Annotated in this window: 15 protein-coding genes; 14 read left to right on the top strand and 1 reads right to left on the bottom strand. The window is 72.4% G+C overall.

The features are described 5' to 3' along the window. The first annotated feature begins 202 nt into the window (after nt 1-202). The 6 genes from aroC (at nt 203) to nusB (ending at nt 6684) form a co-directional block, all read left to right on the top strand. Nucleotides 203-1387, top strand: a complete 1185-nt coding sequence (gene aroC, locus ACWDYF_RS15305) for a chorismate synthase (protein WP_381737083.1) — start codon at nt 203-205, stop codon at nt 1385-1387. Next, nucleotides 1384-3051 (top strand): 3-dehydroquinate synthase, encoded by a 1668-nt coding sequence (aroB, locus tag ACWDYF_RS15300; RefSeq protein ID WP_389464199.1) that lies wholly within the window; start codon nt 1384-1386, stop codon nt 3049-3051. The genes aroC and aroB overlap by 4 nt, the downstream gene beginning before the upstream one ends. A 164-nt stretch (nt 3052-3215) precedes the next feature. Next, complete coding sequence (locus ACWDYF_RS15295; protein ID WP_389464200.1) at nt 3216-4130, top strand: Pro-rich N-terminal domain-containing protein; 915 nt, start codon at nt 3216-3218, stop codon at nt 4128-4130. 390 nt (nt 4131-4520) lie between these two features. Then, nucleotides 4521-5627 (top strand): aminopeptidase P family protein, encoded by a 1107-nt coding sequence (locus tag ACWDYF_RS15290; RefSeq protein WP_381737086.1) that lies wholly within the window; start codon nt 4521-4523, stop codon nt 5625-5627. A 47-nt stretch (nt 5628-5674) separates the two neighbouring features. Then, nucleotides 5675-6241, top strand: coding sequence for an elongation factor P (gene efp / locus ACWDYF_RS15285; protein ID WP_018570203.1), 567 nt, complete (start codon nt 5675-5677; stop codon nt 6239-6241). 2 nt (nt 6242-6243) lie between these two features. Next, complete coding sequence (gene nusB / locus ACWDYF_RS15280) at nt 6244-6684, top strand: transcription antitermination factor NusB (protein WP_381737087.1); 441 nt, start codon at nt 6244-6246, stop codon at nt 6682-6684. A gap of 238 nt (nt 6685-6922) precedes the next feature. On the opposite strand, the gene bldD is transcribed toward nusB, so the two are convergent. Then, nucleotides 6923-7426, bottom strand: coding sequence for a transcriptional regulator BldD (gene bldD / locus ACWDYF_RS15275; protein ID WP_018570201.1), 504 nt, complete (start codon nt 7424-7426; stop codon nt 6923-6925). A gap of 276 nt (nt 7427-7702) precedes the next feature. Here bldD and pyrR point away from each other — a divergent pair, with 276 nt between their 5' ends. The 8 genes from pyrR (at nt 7703) to pyrF (ending at nt 17721) form a co-directional block, all read left to right on the top strand. Then, on the top strand, nt 7703-8299 hold the full coding sequence (gene pyrR / locus ACWDYF_RS15270) for a bifunctional pyr operon transcriptional regulator/uracil phosphoribosyltransferase PyrR (protein ID WP_018570200.1): 597 nt from the start codon (nt 7703-7705) through the stop codon (nt 8297-8299). A 102-nt stretch (nt 8300-8401) separates the two neighbouring features. Further along, on the top strand, nt 8402-9382 hold the full coding sequence (locus ACWDYF_RS15265) for an aspartate carbamoyltransferase catalytic subunit (protein WP_018570199.1): 981 nt from the start codon (nt 8402-8404) through the stop codon (nt 9380-9382). Nucleotides 9383-9387: 5 nt separating this feature from the next. Then, nucleotides 9388-10674: a dihydroorotase gene (locus tag ACWDYF_RS15260; RefSeq protein WP_381737088.1), complete on the top strand. Its 1287-nt coding sequence runs from the start codon at nt 9388-9390 to the stop codon at nt 10672-10674. Next, the gene (locus tag ACWDYF_RS15255) at nt 10671-11264 is read left to right on the top strand and encodes a PH-like domain-containing protein (protein ID WP_037896515.1); all 594 of its coding nucleotides are present in this window, start codon (nt 10671-10673) and stop codon (nt 11262-11264) included. Before ACWDYF_RS15260 ends, ACWDYF_RS15255 begins: the two co-directional genes overlap by 4 nt. Next, nucleotides 11261-12403, top strand: coding sequence for a glutamine-hydrolyzing carbamoyl-phosphate synthase small subunit (carA, locus tag ACWDYF_RS15250; protein ID WP_381737089.1), 1143 nt, complete (start codon nt 11261-11263; stop codon nt 12401-12403). The genes ACWDYF_RS15255 and carA overlap by 4 nt, the downstream gene beginning before the upstream one ends. Further along, on the top strand, nt 12396-15704 hold the full coding sequence (carB, locus tag ACWDYF_RS15245) for a carbamoyl-phosphate synthase large subunit (protein ID WP_389464206.1): 3309 nt from the start codon (nt 12396-12398) through the stop codon (nt 15702-15704). The genes carA and carB overlap by 8 nt, the downstream gene beginning before the upstream one ends. Nucleotides 15705-15772: 68 nt before the next feature. Beyond that, the gene (locus tag ACWDYF_RS15240; protein WP_381737090.1) at nt 15773-16879 is read left to right on the top strand and encodes a quinone-dependent dihydroorotate dehydrogenase; all 1107 of its coding nucleotides are present in this window, start codon (nt 15773-15775) and stop codon (nt 16877-16879) included. Further along, nucleotides 16876-17721: an orotidine-5'-phosphate decarboxylase gene (gene pyrF, locus ACWDYF_RS15235; protein WP_389464208.1), complete on the top strand. Its 846-nt coding sequence runs from the start codon at nt 16876-16878 to the stop codon at nt 17719-17721. Before ACWDYF_RS15240 ends, pyrF begins: the two co-directional genes overlap by 4 nt. Nucleotides 17722-17911 lie beyond the last annotated feature (190 nt).

Here is a 17911-nt window from a genome sequence, read left to right as displayed (position 1 = left end):
CCCGGCCGCGGCGTACCGCTGCCGGACGCGCGGTGCTCCGGTACGGGCCCGGCGCGCGGCCCGCGGAGTGTCCGCCGGGCGTCCGGCTGGTGGACCGGCGGCGGGCTCGGGCTCCCGGACGTGGGAGGATCGGGGACGGCGGGCCAGGGCCGCGCACCCGGTCGCGCCGTCGCAGTTCGAGGCGCGAGCATGAGGAGCATCGTTGAGCAGGTTGCGTTGGCTGACCGCGGGGGAGTCCCACGGACCCGCACTTGTCGCGACGCTGGAGGGCCTTCCCGCCGGCGTGCCCATCACCACGGACATGGTGGCGGACCACCTCGCGCGGCGCCGTCTGGGCTACGGACGCGGCGCACGGATGAAGTTCGAGCGGGACGAGGTCACCTTCCTCGGCGGGGTCCGGCACGGACTCACCCTCGGCTCCCCGGTGGCCGTCATGGTCGGCAACACCGAGTGGCCCAAGTGGGACAAGGTCATGGCGGCCGACCCCGTGGACCCGGACGAGCTGGCCGAGCTGGCGCGCAACGCGCCGCTGACCCGGCCCCGCCCCGGCCACGCCGACCTGGCCGGTATGCAGAAGTACGGCTTCGACGAGGCCCGGCCGATCCTGGAGCGGGCCTCCGCCCGGGAGACCGCCGCGCGCGTCGCGCTGGGCGCGGTCGCGCGGTCGTACCTGAAGGAGACGGCCGGCATCGAGATCGTCTCGCACGTCGTGGAGCTGGCCGCCGCCAGGGCGCCGTACGGGGTGTACCCGACCCCGGCGGACGTGGAGCGGCTGGACGCCGACCCGGTGCGCTGCCTGGACCCGGACGCCTCCGAGGCGATGGTCGCCGAGATCGACCAGGCCCACAAGGACGGCGACACCCTCGGCGGCGTGGTCGAGGTCCTCGCCTACGGCGTTCCCGTGGGCCTCGGCTCGCACGTGCACTGGGACCGCCGCCTCGACGCCCGGCTCGCCGCCGCCCTCATGGGCATCCAGGCGATCAAGGGCGTGGAGCTGGGCGACGGCTTCGACCTGGCCCGGGTGCCCGGCTCGAAGGCGCATGACGAGATCGTGACCACCGACGAGGGCATCCGGCGGGCCACCGGCCGTTCCGGCGGCACCGAGGGCGGCCTCACCACCGGTGAGCTGCTGCGGGTGCGCGCCGCGATGAAGCCGATCGCGACCGTGCCGCGCGCCCTCCAGACCGTCGACGTGGCCACCGGCGAACCGGCGCAGGCCCACCACCAGCGCTCCGACGTGTGCGCGGTCCCGGCGGCCGGGATCGTGGCCGAGGCCATGGTGGCCCTGGTGCTCGCCGACGCGGTCGCCGAGAAGTTCGGCGGCGACAGCGTGCCCGAGACCCGCCGCAACGTCCGCTCCTACCTCGACCATCTGGCGATCCGATGAGCGGGACCCCGGTCGTGGTCCTGGTCGGGCCGATGGGCGTGGGCAAGTCCACCGTCGGCCGGCTGCTGGCCGACCGCCTCGGCCTCGCCTACCGGGACACCGACGACGACATCGTGGCCGAGCAGGGCCGCGCCATCTCCGAGATCTTCGTCGACGAGGGCGAGGACGCCTTCCGCGCGCTGGAGAAGGAGGCGGTGCGCCGGGCGGTCGCCGAGCACGGGGGCGTCCTCGCGCTGGGCGGCGGCGCCGTCCTGGACGCGGACACCCGCGCGCTGCTGGCCCCGCTGCCCGTCGTCTGTCTGTCGATGGACGTCGAGGAGGCGGTGCGCCGCACCGGCCTGAACGTCGCCCGCCCGCTGCTCGCCGTCAACCCGCGCAAGCAGTGGCGCGAGCTGATGGAGGCCCGCCGCCACCTGTACGAGGAGGTCGCCACGGCGGTGGTCGCCACCGACGGCCGCACCCCCGAGGAGGTCACCGGGGCCGTCCTGGACGCGGTGGGGCTGAAGGACGCGGCGGCGCCGAAGACCGTATCCCCCGGGGCGGGCGTCCCGGACCCCGGGCAGGAGAACGCGATGACGCAGCAGGTGACCAGGATCCGGGTCGGCGGCACCGACGGCACCGATCCCTATGACGTGCTGGTGGGCCGTCAGCTCCTGGGCGAGCTGGCCGGGCTGATCGGCGAGCAGGCGCAGCGGGTCGCCGTCATCCACCCCGAGGCGCTCGCCGAGACCGGTGACGCGCTCCGCGCCGACCTGGCCGGGCAGGGCTACGAGGCCGTCGCCATCCAGGTGCCGAACGCGGAGGAGGCCAAGACCGCCGAGGTCGCCGCCTACTGCTGGAAGGCGCTCGGCCAGTCCGGGTTCACCCGCTCCGACGTGATCGTCGGCGTGGGCGGCGGCGCCACCACCGACCTGGCCGGGTTCGTCGCCGCGACCTGGCTGCGCGGGGTGCGCTGGGTCGCCGTCCCGACCACCGTGCTCGCCATGGTGGACGCGGCCGTCGGCGGCAAGACCGGCATCAACACCGCCGAGGGCAAGAACCTCGTGGGCGCCTTCCACCCGCCCGCGGGCGTGCTGTGCGACCTGGCCGCGCTGGACTCCCTCCCGGTCAACGACTACGTCTCCGGGCTCGCGGAGGTCATCAAGGCGGGCTTCATCGCCGACCCGGTCATCCTCGACCTGGTCGAGTCCGACCCGCAGGCCGCGCGCACCCCGGCGGGTCCGCACACCGCCGAGCTGATCGAGCGCTCCATCCGGGTCAAGGCCGAGGTGGTCTCCGCCGACCTCAAGGAGTCCGGCCTGCGGGAGATCCTCAACTACGGCCACACGCTCGGCCACGCCATCGAGAAGAACGAGCGGTACAAGTGGCGGCACGGCGCCGCCGTCGCCGTCGGCATGCACTTCGCCGCCGAACTGGGCCGTCTGGCGGGCCGGTTGGACGACGCGACCGCCGACCGGCACCGCACCGTCCTGGAGTCGGTCGGGCTGCCCCTGCACTACCGCTACGACCAGTGGCCCAAGCTGCTGGAGACCATGAAGGTCGACAAGAAGTCCCGCGGCAACCTGCTGCGGTTCATCGTGCTCGACGGCCTGGCCAGGCCCACCGTGCTGGAGGGTCCCGACCCGGCCGTGCTGCTCGCCGCGTACGGCGAGGTGGGGGAGTAGCTCCCCCGAAGGGCGATCCGTCCGATCCGCCGTGCGGCGGCGGGCACTTCGGGCCGTCCCCGGCCGTTCACCACAGGGCGGCCGGGGACGGTACCGTTCGGTAAGGAGCGGGCACGGGCCCGCTGCCAGCGCCCATGGCCTTGTACGAGACGGAGTGGCACCGGATGCAGCACGCAGTGGGTTCTCCGCTGCCGCCGCCCCACCAGCCGGGGCACGGACCGGCCGCAGGCTGGCCACCGGCCGCACAGCACCCCGGGCCGCACCCGGGCGCCCACCCGGCCCCGGGCCCGGTGCCTCCGCCGCCCCCGGCCCCGGGCCACCCGTCCGCACCCGCGGTCGGTCACCCGGCCGGACCTCCCGCCGGACCTGCGGCGGGGCACGTTCCGCTGCCGCCGGCGCAGGTCTCCCCGGCCCCGGTGCCGCCTCCCGCGCCGGACGCCACCGGCCATGTCCGGCTGCCGCCCGGCGCTCCGGTCGCCATGCCCGCGCCGCCGCCCGCCCAGGCCGTGCCCGACCCGACCGTCACCACGCTCGCGGTGCTCCTCATCGGCCCCGCGGGCGCCGGCAAGACGAGCGTCGCGCGCCACTGGGCCGAGCACCGCCGGGTGCCCACCGCGCACATCAGCCTCGACGACGTCCGCGAGTGGGTCCGCTCCGGCTTCGCCAACCCGCAGTCCGGATGGAACGACAACTCCGAGGCGCAGTACCGCCTGGCCCGCCGCACCTGCGGCTTCGCCGCGCGCAACTTCCTCGCCAACGGCATCTCCTGCATCCTCGACGACGCCGTCTTCCCGGACCGCCCGGTCGTCGGGCTCGGCGGCTGGAAGCGGCATGTGGGGCCCGGACTGCTCCCCGTGGTGCTCCTGCCCGGACTCGACATCGTCCTGGAGCGCAACGCCGAGCGCAGCGGCAACCGCCGCCTCACCGACGAGGAGGTGGCCCGCATCCACGGCCGCATGGCCGGCTGGTACGGCTCCGGGCTGCCCATCATCGACAACTCCCAGCTCGACATACCGACCACGGCCCATGTCCTGGACGAGGTCCTCACCCGAGCCATCGCGAGCCCGCCGAACTGGTAGCCCGGCGGCACGGGAGCGGGCGGGGCGGACCGCCGGGGAGCCGGGGCCCGAATGCAACCGGAGTGTCCGGAGTATGCCGTGCCCCCAAGGGCTCTGCCCGGCACTCCACCCGCCGCGCCGCGCGCCCCGCCGCTGTCGTCCCCGTCACCGCCGCGTACCGACAGCGCCGTTCCACCGGGGCGGGCGAGCGCCTGCGGGGGAGACACGCAGATCCGTGTGTCCGGCGGCCTTACGCCCCACCCCGCCGGGCCCCAGCCGGGGCGGCCGGTGCGCGCCCGCCGCACCACCACCCGCACCACCACCCGCCCCCACCGCGCACGCGGCCCCGCTCACCGCCCACTCGGCCTCTCCCGAGCGGCACGGTGCGGGCGGAACTCTTACGCTCGGTTCATGTCAGAGGTGTACGCGGCCCGCCGGACCCGGCTACGGGAGCGCTGCAACGCGGGCGGCAGCGCGGCGGCGCTGGTGACTCGTCCCGCCAATGTGCGGTACCTCGCGGGCGCGGCCCCGCACGGTGCCGTCCTGCTCCTCGGAAAGCGCGAGGACCTGCTGGTGAGCCAGAGCCCGCCGGAGGACCGGCCCGGCGAGGGGCGCCCCGACGAGACGCTGCGCACGCAGGTGCTGCCGCAGCCCGGCGGCGACCCGGCCGTCGCCGCCGCCGACCTCGCGGGCTCCCAGGGCGCCGACTCCCTCGCGATCGAGGAGCACCACGTCACCGTCGCCCGGCACCGGGCGCTGGCCTCGGTCGCCCCGGGGCTGCGCATCACCGACCTGGGCAGCGCGGTGGAACAGCTCAGGGTCGTCAAGGACGAGGAGGAGATCTCCTGTCTGCGGATCGGCGCCGAGATCGCCGACCAGGCCCTGGGCGAGCTGCTGGAGTCGATCCTCGTCGGCCGCACCGAACGCCATCTGGCCCTGGAGCTGGAGCGCAGACTCGTCGACCACGGCGCCGACGGCCCGGCCTTCCCCACCTCGGTCGCCACCGGCCCCCACTCGGGCCGCCGCGGCCACCGGCCCACCGACCGCAGGGTGGAGGAGGGCGACTTCCTCTCGGTGTGCCTGGGCGCGGCCTACCGCGGCTACCGCTGCGAGATCGGCCGCACCTTCGTGATCGGCACCTCCCCGGCGGACTGGCAGATCCAGCTCTACGACCTCGTCTTCGCAGCCCAGCGGGCCGGGCGGGAGGCGCTGACCCCCGGGGCGGCCTGCCGCGACGTGGACCGCGCGGCCCGGCAGGTGCTGGACTCGGCCGGGTACGCCGAGGGGTTGCAGTCCCTCACCGGACACGGTGTCGGACTCGAAATCGACGAGGACCCTCAGTTGGCGCCCGCGGCCATGGGTAAACTGGACGCTTGCGTGCCGGTCACCGTCGAACCGGGGGTCCACCTCCCGGGCCGGGGCGGTGTCCGGATCGATGACACGCTCGTCGTGCGCCCCGAGGCGGACGGCGGACCCGAGCTACTCACCATCACGACCAAGGAGCTGCTCGCGCTGTAGGAGTGCGCGCGCCGGGGTCGTACGTCAGTCCAGGAGATTCCGCAACCGTGGCTTCCACGAACGACCTCAAGAACGGCCTGGTGCTCAAGCTCGAAGGCGGCCAGCTCTGGTCCGTCGTCGAGTTCCAGCACGTCAAGCCCGGCAAGGGCCCGGCCTTCGTGCGCACCAAGCTCAAGAACGTGCTCTCCGGCAAGGTCGTCGACAAGACCTTCAACGCCGGCGTCAAGGTCGAGACGGCCACCGTCGACAAGCGCGACATGCAGTTCTCGTACATGGACGGCGAGTACTTCGTCTTCATGGACATGGAGACCTACGACCAGCTGATGGTCGACCGCAAGGCCGTCGGCGACGCCGCCAACTTCCTGATCGAGGGCTTCAGCGCCACCGTCGCCCAGCACGAGGGCGAGGTGCTCTTCGTCGAGCTGCCGGCCGCCGTCGAGCTGGTCGTGCAGGAGACCGAGCCGGGTGTCCAGGGCGACCGCTCCACCGGCGGCACCAAGCCCGCCACGCTGGAGACCGGCCACCAGATCCAGGTCCCGCTCTTCATCACCACCGGTGAGAAGATCAAGGTCGACACCCGTACGAGCGACTACCTCGGCCGGGTGAACAGCTAACCGTGGCTGCCCGCAACACGGCCCGCAAGCGCGCCTTCCAGATCCTCTTCGAGGGCGACCAGCGAGGTGTCGACGTCCTCACCGTCCTCGCGGACTGGATCCGGCTCTCCCGGTCCGACACCCGGCAGCCCCCGGTCAGCGAGTACACGATGCAGCTGGTCGAGGGCTACGCCGGGCACGCACGGCGGATCGACGAGCTGATCGCGCAGTACGCGGTCGGCTGGACGCTGGACCGCATGCCGGTCGTCGACCGCAACATCCTGCGGCTCGGCGCGTACGAGCTGATCTGGGCCGACGAGACACCGGACGCCGTCGTGCTGGACGAGATGGTGCAGCTGGCCAAGGAGTTCTCCACGGACGACTCGCCGTCGTTCGTCAACGGGCTGCTCGGCCGGCTGAAGGACCTCAAGCCCTCGCTGCGCCGCGCGAGCGACGAGGCGTAGGCGGAGCAAGAGCACACACACGCCCGAGGGCCCGCAGCACGACCGCTGCGGGCCCTCGGGCGTGTCCGGGTGTCCCTGGGCGCCATGGGCACCTCCGGGCCCGCAGAAAGCCGCCGGGGTGGCCGGAACCGTCAAGTTCCGGCCACCCCGGCGGCACGTTTCTGCTGGGTCTGCCGTGACTGCTGGGCCTGTGGGTGTCTGGCGTCGCTACCGGGGCCGCTGTGGCGCCTGGTGCCGCTCAGGCCTCCTCGTGGGACGCCACCGCACGGCGCGCGTCCGCGTCCAGCACGCCCCAGCTGATCAGCTGCTCGGTCAGGACCGAGGGCGACTGGTCGTAGATCACGGCGAGGGTGCGCAGGTCGTCCTGGCGGATCGAGAGCACCTTGCCGTTGTAGTCGCCGCGCTGCGACTGGATCGTCGCCGCGTAGCGCTGGAGGGGGCCCGCCTTCTCGGCCGGGACCGTGGCAAGCCGCTCCAGGTCGAGGACCAGCTTCGGCGGCGGCTCGGCGGCACCGCCGGGGGTGGTGCCCGGCAGCAGCTCCTGCACCGGCACCCCGTAGAAGTCCGCCAGCTCGGCGAGGCGCTGCACGGTCACGGCACGGTCGCCGCGCTCGTACGAACCGACCACGACCGCTTTCCATCGGCCCTGGCTCTTCTCCTCGACACCGTGGAGGGAAAGGCCCTGCTGGGTGCGGATGGCCCGGAGCTTGGCCCCGAGCTGTTTGGCGTATTCGCTGGACATATGGCTCCCCGGACACTGTGTCGACGCGGCCTGGCTGGACTGCCACGCCGGGCGGCTGGTAACTCACTGTGAGGTTACGCAGCGTTACTCTGTCGCGTCAAGCCGAATGGTCCACACCGCCGCTTCCGTGCTATCGGCGGCGCATTGAGCCGACCGGGTGAAGCGGGAGCGGGAGGGGGCGGTCGGAGCGGCGCACGGCACCTGCTACCGTGGATGGCGCAATTCCGACGTCCTTTAAGGTCCGTCCCGTGAGGCGGAGAAGGAGGTCCGTTTCGTATGGACAAGCAGGACACCCACGCAGGTCCGCAGGCGACCGATGCCCGCCCCGTGCTCGAGGGCCCCGACATCGCGCGTGTACTGACCCGTATCGCCCACGAGATCGTCGAACGCGCCAAGGGCGCCGACGACGTGGTGCTGCTCGGCATCCCGACCCGCGGCGTCTTCCTCGCCCAGCGGCTCGCGGCCAAGCTCGCCGAGATCACCGAGCGCACCGTCCCGGTCGGCTCCCTCGACATCACCATGTACCGCGACGACCTGCGCATGCACCCGCCGCGTGCGCTGGCCCGCACCGAGATCCCCGGTGACGGCATCGACGGCCGCCTCGTCGTCCTCGTCGACGACGTGCTCTTCTCCGGCCGCACCATCCGCGCCGCCCTCGACGCGCTGAACGACATCGGGCGTCCGCGCGCGGTGCAGCTCGCCGTCCTCGTCGACCGCGGCCACCGCGAACTGCCCATCCGCGCCGACTACGTCGGCAAGAACCTCCCCACGTCGTTGCGGGAGACGGTCAAGGTCCAGCTCGCCGAGGAGGACGGCCGCGACACCGTGCTGCTCGGTGCCAGGCCGGACGCCCCGGGCGAGCAGCAGCCGTAGCCCACGCGCGCGTACGCACACCGCCGTACGCCCCGCGCGTGTGCCCACGCGCGCCTCTGTGCCCGAATTCTCCCGAATGAACTGCCTTACGGAGCCTGACAGATGCAGCGTCATCTCATCTCGGCCGCCGACCTCACCCGAGACGACGCCGTCCTGATCCTCGACACCGCCGAGGAGATGGCCCGGGTCGCCGACCGGCCGATCAAGAAGCTGCCGACCCTGCGCGGCCGCACCGTCGTCAACCTCTTCTTCGAGGACTCCACCCGCACCCGGATCTCCTTCGAGGCCGCCGAGAAGCGGCTCTCCGCGGACGTCATCAACTTCACCGCCAAGGGCTCCAGCGTCTCCAAGGGCGAGTCCCTGAAGGACACCGCCCAGACGCTGGAGGCCATGGGCGTGGACGCCGTGGTCATCCGGCACAGCGCCTCCGGCGCCCCCTACCGCCTGGCCACCTCCGGCTGGATCGACGCCGCCGTGATCAACGCGGGCGACGGCACCCACCAGCACCCCACCCAGGCCCTGCTGGACGCCTTCACCATGCGCCGCCGCCTGACCGGCCGGGACACGGGCCTCGGCCAGGACCTGTCCGGCAAGCGCATCACCCTGGTCGGCGACGTCCTGCACAGCCGGGTCGCCCGCTCCAACGTCGACCTGCTGCACACCCTCGGCGCCGAGGTCACCCTCGTCGCCCCGCCCACCCTGCTGCCGGTCGGCGTGACCTCCTGGCCCTGCGAGGTCTCCTACGACCTCGACGCCGTCCTCCCGAAGTCGGACGCCGTGATGATGCTGCGCGTCCAGCGCGAGCGCATGAACGCCGCCTTCTTCCCGACCGAGCGCGAGTACTCCCGGCGCTACGGCCTGGACGGCGACCGGATGGCGAAGATGCCCGAGCACGCGATCGTGATGCACCCCGGCCCGATGGTCCGCGGCATGGAGATCACCGCCGAGGTCGCCGACTCCCCGCGCTGCACGGTCGTCGAGCAGGTCGCCAACGGCGTCTCCATCCGGATGGCCGTGCTGTACCTGCTGCTCGGAGGCAACGAGCCCGCCGTCACCCACACCCGCACCAACGAGGAGAAGTAAGACCCATGAGCAAGATCCTTATCCGGGGTGCGAAGGTGCTCGGCGGCGAGCCGCAGGACGTGCTGATCGACGGCGAGACCATCGCCGAGGTGGGGACCGGCCTGTCCGCGGCGGACGCCGAGGTCGTCGAGGCCGGCGGCAAGGTCCTCCTGCCGGGCCTGGTCGACCTGCACACCCATCTGCGCGAGCCGGGCCGCGAGGACTCCGAGACCGTGCTCACCGGCACCCGCGCCGCCGCCGGTGGCGGCTACACCGCCGTGTTCGCCATGGCCAACACCTTCCCCGTCGCCGACACCGCCGGCGTGGTCGAGCAGGTCTGGCGGCTCGGCCGGGAGCACGGCTACTGCGACGTGCAGCCCATCGGCGCCGTGACCGTCGGCCTGGAGGGCAGGAAGCTCGCCGAGCTGGGCGCCATGCACGAGTCGGCCGCCGGGGTCACCGTCTTCTCCGACGACGGCAAGTGCGTGGACGACGCGGTGATCATGCGCCGCGCCCTGGAGTACGTGAAGGCGTTCGGCGGCGTCGTCGCCCAGCACGCCCAGGAGCCCCGCCTCACCGAGGGCGCCCAGATGAACGAGGGCGTCGTCTCCGCCGAGCTGGGGCTGGGCGGCTGGCCCGCCGTCGCCGAGGAGTCGGTCATCGCCCGGGACGTGCTGCTCGCCGAGCACGTCGGCTCCCGCGTCCACATCTGCCACCTCTCGACCGCGGGCAGCGTCGAGATCGTCCGCTGGGCCAAGTCCCGCGGCATCGACGTCACCGCCGAGGTCACCCCGCACCACCTGCTGCTCACCGACGAGCTGGTGCGCACGTACAACCCGGTCTACAAGGTCAACCCGCCGCTGCGCACCGAGCGCGACGTGCACGCGCTGCGCGAGGCGCTGGCCGACGGCACCATCGACATCGTCGCCACCGACCACGCGCCGCACCCGCACGAGGACAAGGACTGCGAGTGGGCGGCCGCCGCCATGGGCATGGTCGGCCTGGAGACGGCCCTGTCGGTGGTCCAGGAGACCATGGTCGCCACCGGACTGCTGGACTGGGCGGGCGTCGCCGACCGCATGTCCGCCGCCCCGGCCCGGATCGGCCGGGCCACCGGCCACGGACGGCCCGTCTCGGCAGGCGAGCCCGCCAACCTCACCCTCGTCGACACGGAATACCGTGGGCAGGTGGACCCCGCGGGCTTCGCCTCCCGCAGCCGCAACACTCCGTACGAGGGACGCGAGCTGCCGGGCCGTGTCACCCACACGTGGCTCCGGGGCAAGGCCACGCTCGTCGACGGGAAGCTCACGTGACACCTGCAACACTGCTCGCAGCCCAGCTCACCACCTCACTCGCCGATGAGGAGAAGTCGGCCTCGGTCACCAACTGGGGCGGACGCATCGGCTGGCTGGTCGGCCTCGCCCTGTTCGTCGCGCTCGTCTACTGGCTGATGCGCGAGGGCTGGAAGTGGCGCGGCACCCTCCAGAGCGACCTGCCCGCCCTGCCCGACGCGCCGGAACACCCCGGCGAGGCGAGACTGACGATGACCGGCCGCTACCACGGCTCCACCACGGCCGGCCAGTGGCTGGACCGCATCGTGGCGCACGGCCTGGGCACCCGCAGCCGGGCCGAGCTGACTCTCACGGACGCGGGCCTCGACGTCGTACGCCCCGGCGCGCACGACTTCTTCGTCCCGGCCGCGCAGCTGCGCGGGGCCCGGCTCGACAAGGGCATCGCCGGCAAGGTCCTCTCCGAGGGCGGCCTGCTGGTGGTGACCTGGGAACACGGCGGCAAGCTGCTCGACTCCGGCTTCCGCTCCGACCGGGCGGCCGAGCACACCGAGTGGGTCGAAGCCATCAACTCCATGACCGAAGCAAGCACCACGGAAGGCGCCGAACGATGACCACCTCCACAAGGGGAACCGAGAGGGTTCCCGCCGTACTCGTCCTGGAGGACGGCCGGGTATTCCGGGGCCGCGCCTACGGGGCCGTGGGGGAGACGTTCGGCGAGGCCGTGTTCTCCACCGGCATGACCGGCTACCAGGAGACCCTGACCGACCCGTCGTACCACCGCCAGGTCGTCGTCATGACCGCCCCGCACGTCGGCAACACCGGCGTCAACGACGAGGACGCCGAGTCCAGCCGCATCTGGGTGGCCGGCTACGTCGTGCGCGACCCCGCGCGCGTGCCGTCCAACTGGCGCTCCCGCCGCTCCCTGGACGAGGAACTGGCCGCCCAGGGCGTCGTCGGCATCAGCGGCGTCGACACCCGCGCCCTCACCCGCCATCTGCGCGAGCGCGGCGCCATGCGCGTCGGCATCTTCAGCGGCGACGCCGTCCGCGACGACGCCGCGCTGCTGGCCCGCGTCCAGCAGGCCCCCGAGATGGTCGGCGCCGACCTCTCCGCCGAGGTCGCCACCAAGGAGGCGTACGTCGTCCCGGCGATCGGCGAGAAGCGGTTCACCGTCGCCGCCGTCGACCTCGGCATCAAGGGCATGACCCCGCACCGCATGGCCGAGCGCGGCATCGAGGTGCACGTGCTGCCCGCCACCGCCACCGTGGAGGACGTGTACGCGGTCGCGCCCGACGGCGTGTTCTTCTCCAACGGCCCCGGCGACCCGGCCACCGCCGACCACCCGGTCTCCGTCATGCGGGGCGTCCTGGAGCGCGGCACGCCGCTGTTCGGCATCTGCTTCGGCAACCAGATCCTCGGCCGCGCCCTCGGCTTCGGCACCTACAAGCTGAAGTACGGCCACCGCGGGATCAACCAGCCCGTGCAGGACCGTACGACCGGCAAGGTCGAGGTCACCGCGCACAACCACGGATTCGCCGTCGACGCCCCCGCCGACCGGGTCTCCGACACCCCCTTCGGCCGTGCCGAGGTCTCCCACGTCTGCCTCAACGACAACGTGGTGGAGGGCCTCCACCTGCTCGACAAGCCGGCCTTCAGCGTCCAGTACCACCCCGAAGCGGCGGCAGGACCGCACGACGCCGCCTACCTGTTCGACCGCTTCGTTTCCCTGATGGAGGGCCAGCGTGCCTAAGCGCACCGATATCCAGTCCGTCCTGGTCATCGGCTCCGGCCCGATCGTCATCGGGCAGGCCGCCGAGTTCGACTACTCCGGCACCCAGGCGTGCCGCGTCCTCAGGTCCGAGGGCCTGCGGGTGATCCTCGTCAACTCCAACCCGGCGACGATCATGACCGACCCGGAGATCGCCGACGCCACCTACGTCGAGCCGATCACCCCGGAGTTCGTCGAGAAGATCATCGCCAAGGAGCGCCCCGACGCCCTGCTGCCCACCCTGGGCGGCCAGACGGCCCTGAACACCGCCATCTCGCTGCACGAGAACGGTGTCCTGGAGAAGTACGGCGTCGAGCTGATCGGCGCCAACGTCGAGGCCATCCACAAGGGCGAGGACCGCGACCAGTTCAAGCTGGTCGTCGAAGAGGTCCGCAAGAAGATCGGCCACGGCGAGTCCGCCCGCTCGGTCATCTGCCACACCATGGACGACGTCCTGGCGGGCGTGGACGAGCTGGGCGGCTACCCGGTCGTCGTCCGCCCCTCCTTCACCATGGGCGGCGCCGGCTCCGGCTTCGCGCACGACGAGGAGGAGCTGCGCCGCATCGCGGGCACCGGCCTCACCCTCTCGCCGACCACCGAGGTCCTCCTGGAGGAGTCCATCCTCGGCTGGAAGGAGTACGAGCTGGAGCTGATGCGCGACAAGAACGACAACGTCGTGGTCGTCTGCTCCATCGAGAACTTCGACCCGATGGGCGTGCACACCGGTGACTCGATCACCGTCGCCCCGGCGATGACCCTCACCGACCGCGAGTACCAGGTCCTGCGCGACATGGGCATCGCCATCATCCGCGAGGTCGGCGTCGACACCGGCGGCTGCAACATCCAGTTCGCGGTCGACCCCGAGGACGGCCGGGTCATCGTCATCGAGATGAACCCGCGCGTCTCCCGCTCCTCGGCCCTCGCCTCCAAGGCGACCGGCTTCCCGATCGCCAAGATCGCCGCCAAGCTCGCCGTGGGCTACACCCTCGACGAGATCCCCAACGACATCACGCGGGAGACCCCGGCCTCCTTCGAGCCGACCCTCGACTACGTGGTCGTCAAGGCCCCGCGGTTCGCCTTCGAGAAGTTCCCGAGCGCGGACTCCACCCTCACCACCACCATGAAGTCGGTCGGCGAGGCCATGGCCATCGGCCGCAACTTCACCGAGGCCTTCCAGAAGGCGCTGCGCTCCCTGGAGAAGAAGGGCAGCCAGTTCGCCTTCACCGGCGTGCCCGGCGACAAGAGGGCCCTGCTCGAAGCGGCCGTACGCCCCACCGACGGCCGGATCAACACGGTCATGGAGGCCATCCGCGCGGGCGCCACCCCCGAGGAGATCTTCGACTACACGAAGATCGACCCGTGGTTCGTCGACCAGCTCTTCCTGATCAAGGAGACCGCCGACGAACTGGCGGCGGCCCCCGAGCTGACCGCCGACCTGCTCGCCGAGGCCAAGCGGCACGGCTTCTCCGACCAGCAGATCGCCGGCATCCGCGGCCTGCGCGAGGACGTCGTCCGCGAGGTCCGGCACACCCTCGGCATCCGCCCGGTCTACAAGACGGTCGACACCTGCGCCGCCGAGTTCGCCGCGCGCACGCCGTACTTCTACTCCTCCTACGACGAGGAGAGCGAGGTCGCCCCGCGCGAGAAGCCCGCGGTGATCATCCTGGGCTCCGGCCCCAACCGCATCGGCCAGGGCATCGAGTTCGACTACTCCTGCGTCCACGCCTCCTTCGCGCTCTCCGACGCCGGGTACGAGACCGTGATGGTCAACTGCAACCCGGAGACCGTCTCCACCGACTACGACACCTCCGACCGGCTCTACTTCGAGCCGCTCACCCTGGAGGACGTCCTGGAGATCGTGCACGCCGAGCGACAGGCGGGACCGGTCGCCGGTGTCGTCGTCCAGCTCGGCGGCCAGACACCGCTGGGCCTGGCCCAGGCGCTCAAGGACAACGGCGTGCCGATCGTCGGCACCCCGCCCGAGGCCATCCACGCCGCCGAGGACCGGGGCGCCTTCGGCCAGGTCCTCGCCGAGGCCGGGCTGCCCGCGCCCAAGCACGGCACCGCCACCACCTTCGCCCAGGCCAAGGCCATCGCCGACGAGATCGGCTACCCGGTCCTGGTGCGCCCGTCCTACGTCCTGGGCGGACGCGGCATGGAGATCGTCTACGACGAGGCCCGCCTGGAGGCGTACATCGCCGAGTCGACCGAGATCAGCCCCTCCCGGCCGGTCCTCGTCGACCGCTTCCTGGACGACGCCATAGAGATCGACGTCGACGCCCTCTACGACGGCGAGGAGCTGTACCTCGGCGGTGTCATGGAGCACATCGAGGAGGCCGGCATCCACTCCGGCGACTCGGCGTGCGCGCTGCCGCCGATCACCCTGGGCGGCTTCGACATCAAGCGGCTGCGCGCCTCCACCGAGGCCATCGCCAAGGGCGTCGGCGTCCGCGGCCTGATCAACATCCAGTTCGCGCTGGCCGGTGACATCCTCTACGTCCTGGAGGCCAACCCGCGCGCCTCGCGCACCGTCCCCTTCACCTCGAAGGCGACCGCGGTGCCGCTGGCGAAGGCCGCCGCCCGGATCTCGCTGGGCGCCACCGTCGCCGAGCTGCGCGAGGAGGGTCTGCTGCCGAGGAACGGCGACGGCGGCACCATGCCGCTGGACGCGCCGATCTCCGTCAAGGAGGCCGTGATGCCGTGGTCGCGCTTCCGCGACATCCACGGCCGCGGCGTCGACACCGTCCTCGGCCCGGAGATGCGCTCCACCGGCGAGGTCATGGGCATCGACTCCGTCTTCGGCACGGCCTACGCCAAGTCGCAGGCAGGCGCCTACGGCCCGCTGCCCACCAAGGGCCGCGCCTTCATCTCGGTCGCCAACCGCGACAAGCGGTCGATGATCTTCCCGGCCCGTGAGCTGGTCGCCCACGGCTTCGAACTGCTCGCCACCTCCGGCACCGCCGAGGTCCTCAAGCGCAACGGCATCAACGCCACGATCGTGCGCAAGCAGTCCGAGGGCACCGGCCCCCAGGGCGAGAAGACCATCGTCCAGCTCATCCACGACGGCGAGGTCGACCTCATCGTCAACACGCCCTACGGCACCGGCGGCCGCCTCGACGGCTACGAGATCCGTACGGCGGCCGTGGCCCGGTCCGTGCCGTGCCTGACGACGGTCCAGGCGCTCGCCGCCGCCGTCCAGGGCATCGACGCGCTCAACCACGGCGACGTGGGCGTCCGCTCGCTCCAGGAACACGCCGGGTTCCTGATCGCGGCCCGCGACTAGCAGCAGCCCCGAGGGGGACACCGGAAACGGTGTCCCCCTCTTCATGAGGTCGTCATGAGGACACAGTGATGTACAAGCTCTTCTTCCGTCTCGTCTTCCGGCGGATGGACCCCGAACAGGCCCACCACCTCGCCTTCCGCTGGATCCGCCTGGCCGCCCGCGTGCCGGTGCTGCGCACCTTCGCCGCGGCCGTCCTGGCCCCCCGCCACCAGGAGCTGCGCACCGAGGCCCTGGGCCTGCGCATGCACGGCCCCTTCGGACTCGCCGCCGGCTTCGACAAGAACGCCGTCGCGATCGACGGCATGTCGATGCTGGGCTTCGACCACGTCGAGATCGGCACCGTGACCGGCGAGCCGCAGCCCGGCAACCCCAAGAAGCGGCTGTTCCGGCTGGTCGCCGACCGCGCGCTCATCAACCGCATGGGCTTCAACAACGACGGCTCGCTGGCCGTCGCCGCCCGCCTGGCCTCCCGCACGCCGGTCTTCCGCACCGTCGTCGGCGTCAACATCGGCAAGACCAAGGTCGTCCCCGAGGAGGAGGCGGCCGGTGACTATGTGAAGTCCGCCGAGCGCCTCGCCCCGTACGCCGACTACCTGGTCGTCAACGTCTCCTCGCCCAACACGCCCGGACTGCGCAACCTCCAGGCCACCGAGGCGCTGCGCCCGCTGCTGAGCGCGGTGCGCGAGGCCGCCGACCGGGCTGTGCCCGGTCGCCGGGTGCCGCTGCTGGTCAAGATCGCGCCCGATCTCGCCGACGAGGACGTGGACGCGGTCGCCGACCTCGCCGTGGACCTCGGCCTGGACGGCATCATCGCCACCAACACCACCATCGCGCGCGAGGGGCTCGGCCTGCGGTCGGGCCCGGAGCTGGTGGCCGAGACCGGCGGGCTGTCCGGCGCGCCGCTCAAGGAGCGCTCCCTGGAGGTGCTGCGCCGCCTCTACGCGCGCGTGGGCGACCGGATCACCCTGGTCGGCGTGGGCGGCGTCGAGACCGCCGAGGACGCCTGGCAGCGCATCCTGGCCGGCGCCACGCTGGTCCAGGGCTACAGCGCCTTCGTCTACGAGGGCCCCTTCTGGTGCCGCGCGATCCACAAGGGCCTCGCCGCCCGCCTGCGCACCAGCCCGTACGCCACCCTCGCCGACGCGGTCGGCGCCGACGTGAGGACGTCCGCATGAGCCCCCTGGAGCCCTTCGGCGCGCGGCTGCGCCGCGCCATGGACGAACGCGGCCCGCTCTGCGTCGGCATCGACCCGCACGCGTCGCTGCTGGCCGAGTGGGGTCTGAACGACGACGTGGCCGGTCTGGAGCGGTTCAGCCGCACCGTCGTGGAGGCGGTGGCCGACCGGGTCGCCGTCCTCAAGCCGCAGAGCGCCTTCTTCGAGCGGTTCGGCTCGCGGGGCGTGGCGGTGCTGGAGAAGTCCGTGGAGGAGGCGCGGGCGGCCGGCGCGCTGGTCGTCATGGACGCCAAGCGCGGCGACATCGGCTCGACCATGGCCGCCTACGCGGAGTCGTTCCTGCGCAAGGACGCGCCGCTGTTCTCGGACGCGCTGACCGTCTCGCCGTACCTGGGCTACGGCTCGCTCAGGCCCGCCGTCGACCTGGCGCGGGAGAGCGGCGCCGGTCTGTTCGTGCTGGCGCTGACCTCCAACCCGGAGGGCGCCGAGGTGCAGCACGCCGTCCGCCCGGACGGGCGGACCGTGGGCGCGACCGTCCTCGCGCACCTGGCCCGGGAGAACGCGGGGCAGGAACCGCTGGGCTCCTTCGGCGCGGTGGTGGGTGCCACGCTCGGCGATCTGTCCTCGTACGACCTGGACATCAACGGGCCGCTGCTCGCTCCCGGCATCGGCGCGCAGGGCGCGACGCCGGCCGGTCTCCCGGCGGTCTTCGGGCCCGCGGTGCGCAACGTGGTGCCCAACGTCAGCCGGGGTGTGCTGCGGCACGGTCCCGACGTGGCGGCGCTGCGGGACGCGGCGGACCGGTTCGCGGCGGAGATCCGGGCCGCGGTGGCCGCCGTCTGAGGCCCTTCGCGGAGGCTTCGGGGACGTCCCGGGTCTGGATCCACGGCAAAAACCGAGGCAATATGTCCTAAATGTCCGACCTCACCAAGGCTGACCAGGACTTTTCCGCTGTTCTCGCTGACTCTGGCGCCCTCGACCGCTAGTCTCCGTCGAGTGGGGGCGCCTCCCACGCCCTTCAAGGCAGTGGGGG

The organism is Streptomyces sp. NPDC003284 (genome assembly GCF_053589675.1).
Note: the sequence above shows the minus strand (reverse complement) of the source record. Positions and strands in the feature narration are given on the sequence as shown.

Bases quoted from the DNA above. Each gene is read 5' to 3' on its own strand.
- bldD (WP_018570201.1), bottom strand. From the start codon at position 7,426: ATGTCCAGCGAATACGCCAAACAGCTCGGGGCCAAGCTCCGGGCCATC.
- carA (WP_381737089.1), top strand. From the start codon at position 11,261: ATGACCACCTCCACAAGGGGAACCGAGAGGGTTCCCGCCGTACTCGTC.
- ACWDYF_RS15265 (WP_018570199.1), top strand. From the start codon at position 8,402: ATGCAGCGTCATCTCATCTCGGCCGCCGACCTCACCCGAGACGACGCC.
- pyrR (WP_018570200.1), top strand. From the start codon at position 7,703: ATGGACAAGCAGGACACCCACGCAGGTCCGCAGGCGACCGATGCCCGC.
- ACWDYF_RS15260 (WP_381737088.1), top strand. From the start codon at position 9,388: ATGAGCAAGATCCTTATCCGGGGTGCGAAGGTGCTCGGCGGCGAGCCG.
- pyrF (WP_389464208.1), top strand. From the start codon at position 16,876: ATGAGCCCCCTGGAGCCCTTCGGCGCGCGGCTGCGCCGCGCCATGGAC.
- aroB (WP_389464199.1), top strand. From the start codon at position 1,384: ATGAGCGGGACCCCGGTCGTGGTCCTGGTCGGGCCGATGGGCGTGGGC.
- ACWDYF_RS15290 (WP_381737086.1), top strand. From the start codon at position 4,521: ATGTCAGAGGTGTACGCGGCCCGCCGGACCCGGCTACGGGAGCGCTGC.
- ACWDYF_RS15295 (WP_389464200.1), top strand. From the start codon at position 3,216: ATGCAGCACGCAGTGGGTTCTCCGCTGCCGCCGCCCCACCAGCCGGGG.
- ACWDYF_RS15240 (WP_381737090.1), top strand. From the start codon at position 15,773: ATGTACAAGCTCTTCTTCCGTCTCGTCTTCCGGCGGATGGACCCCGAA.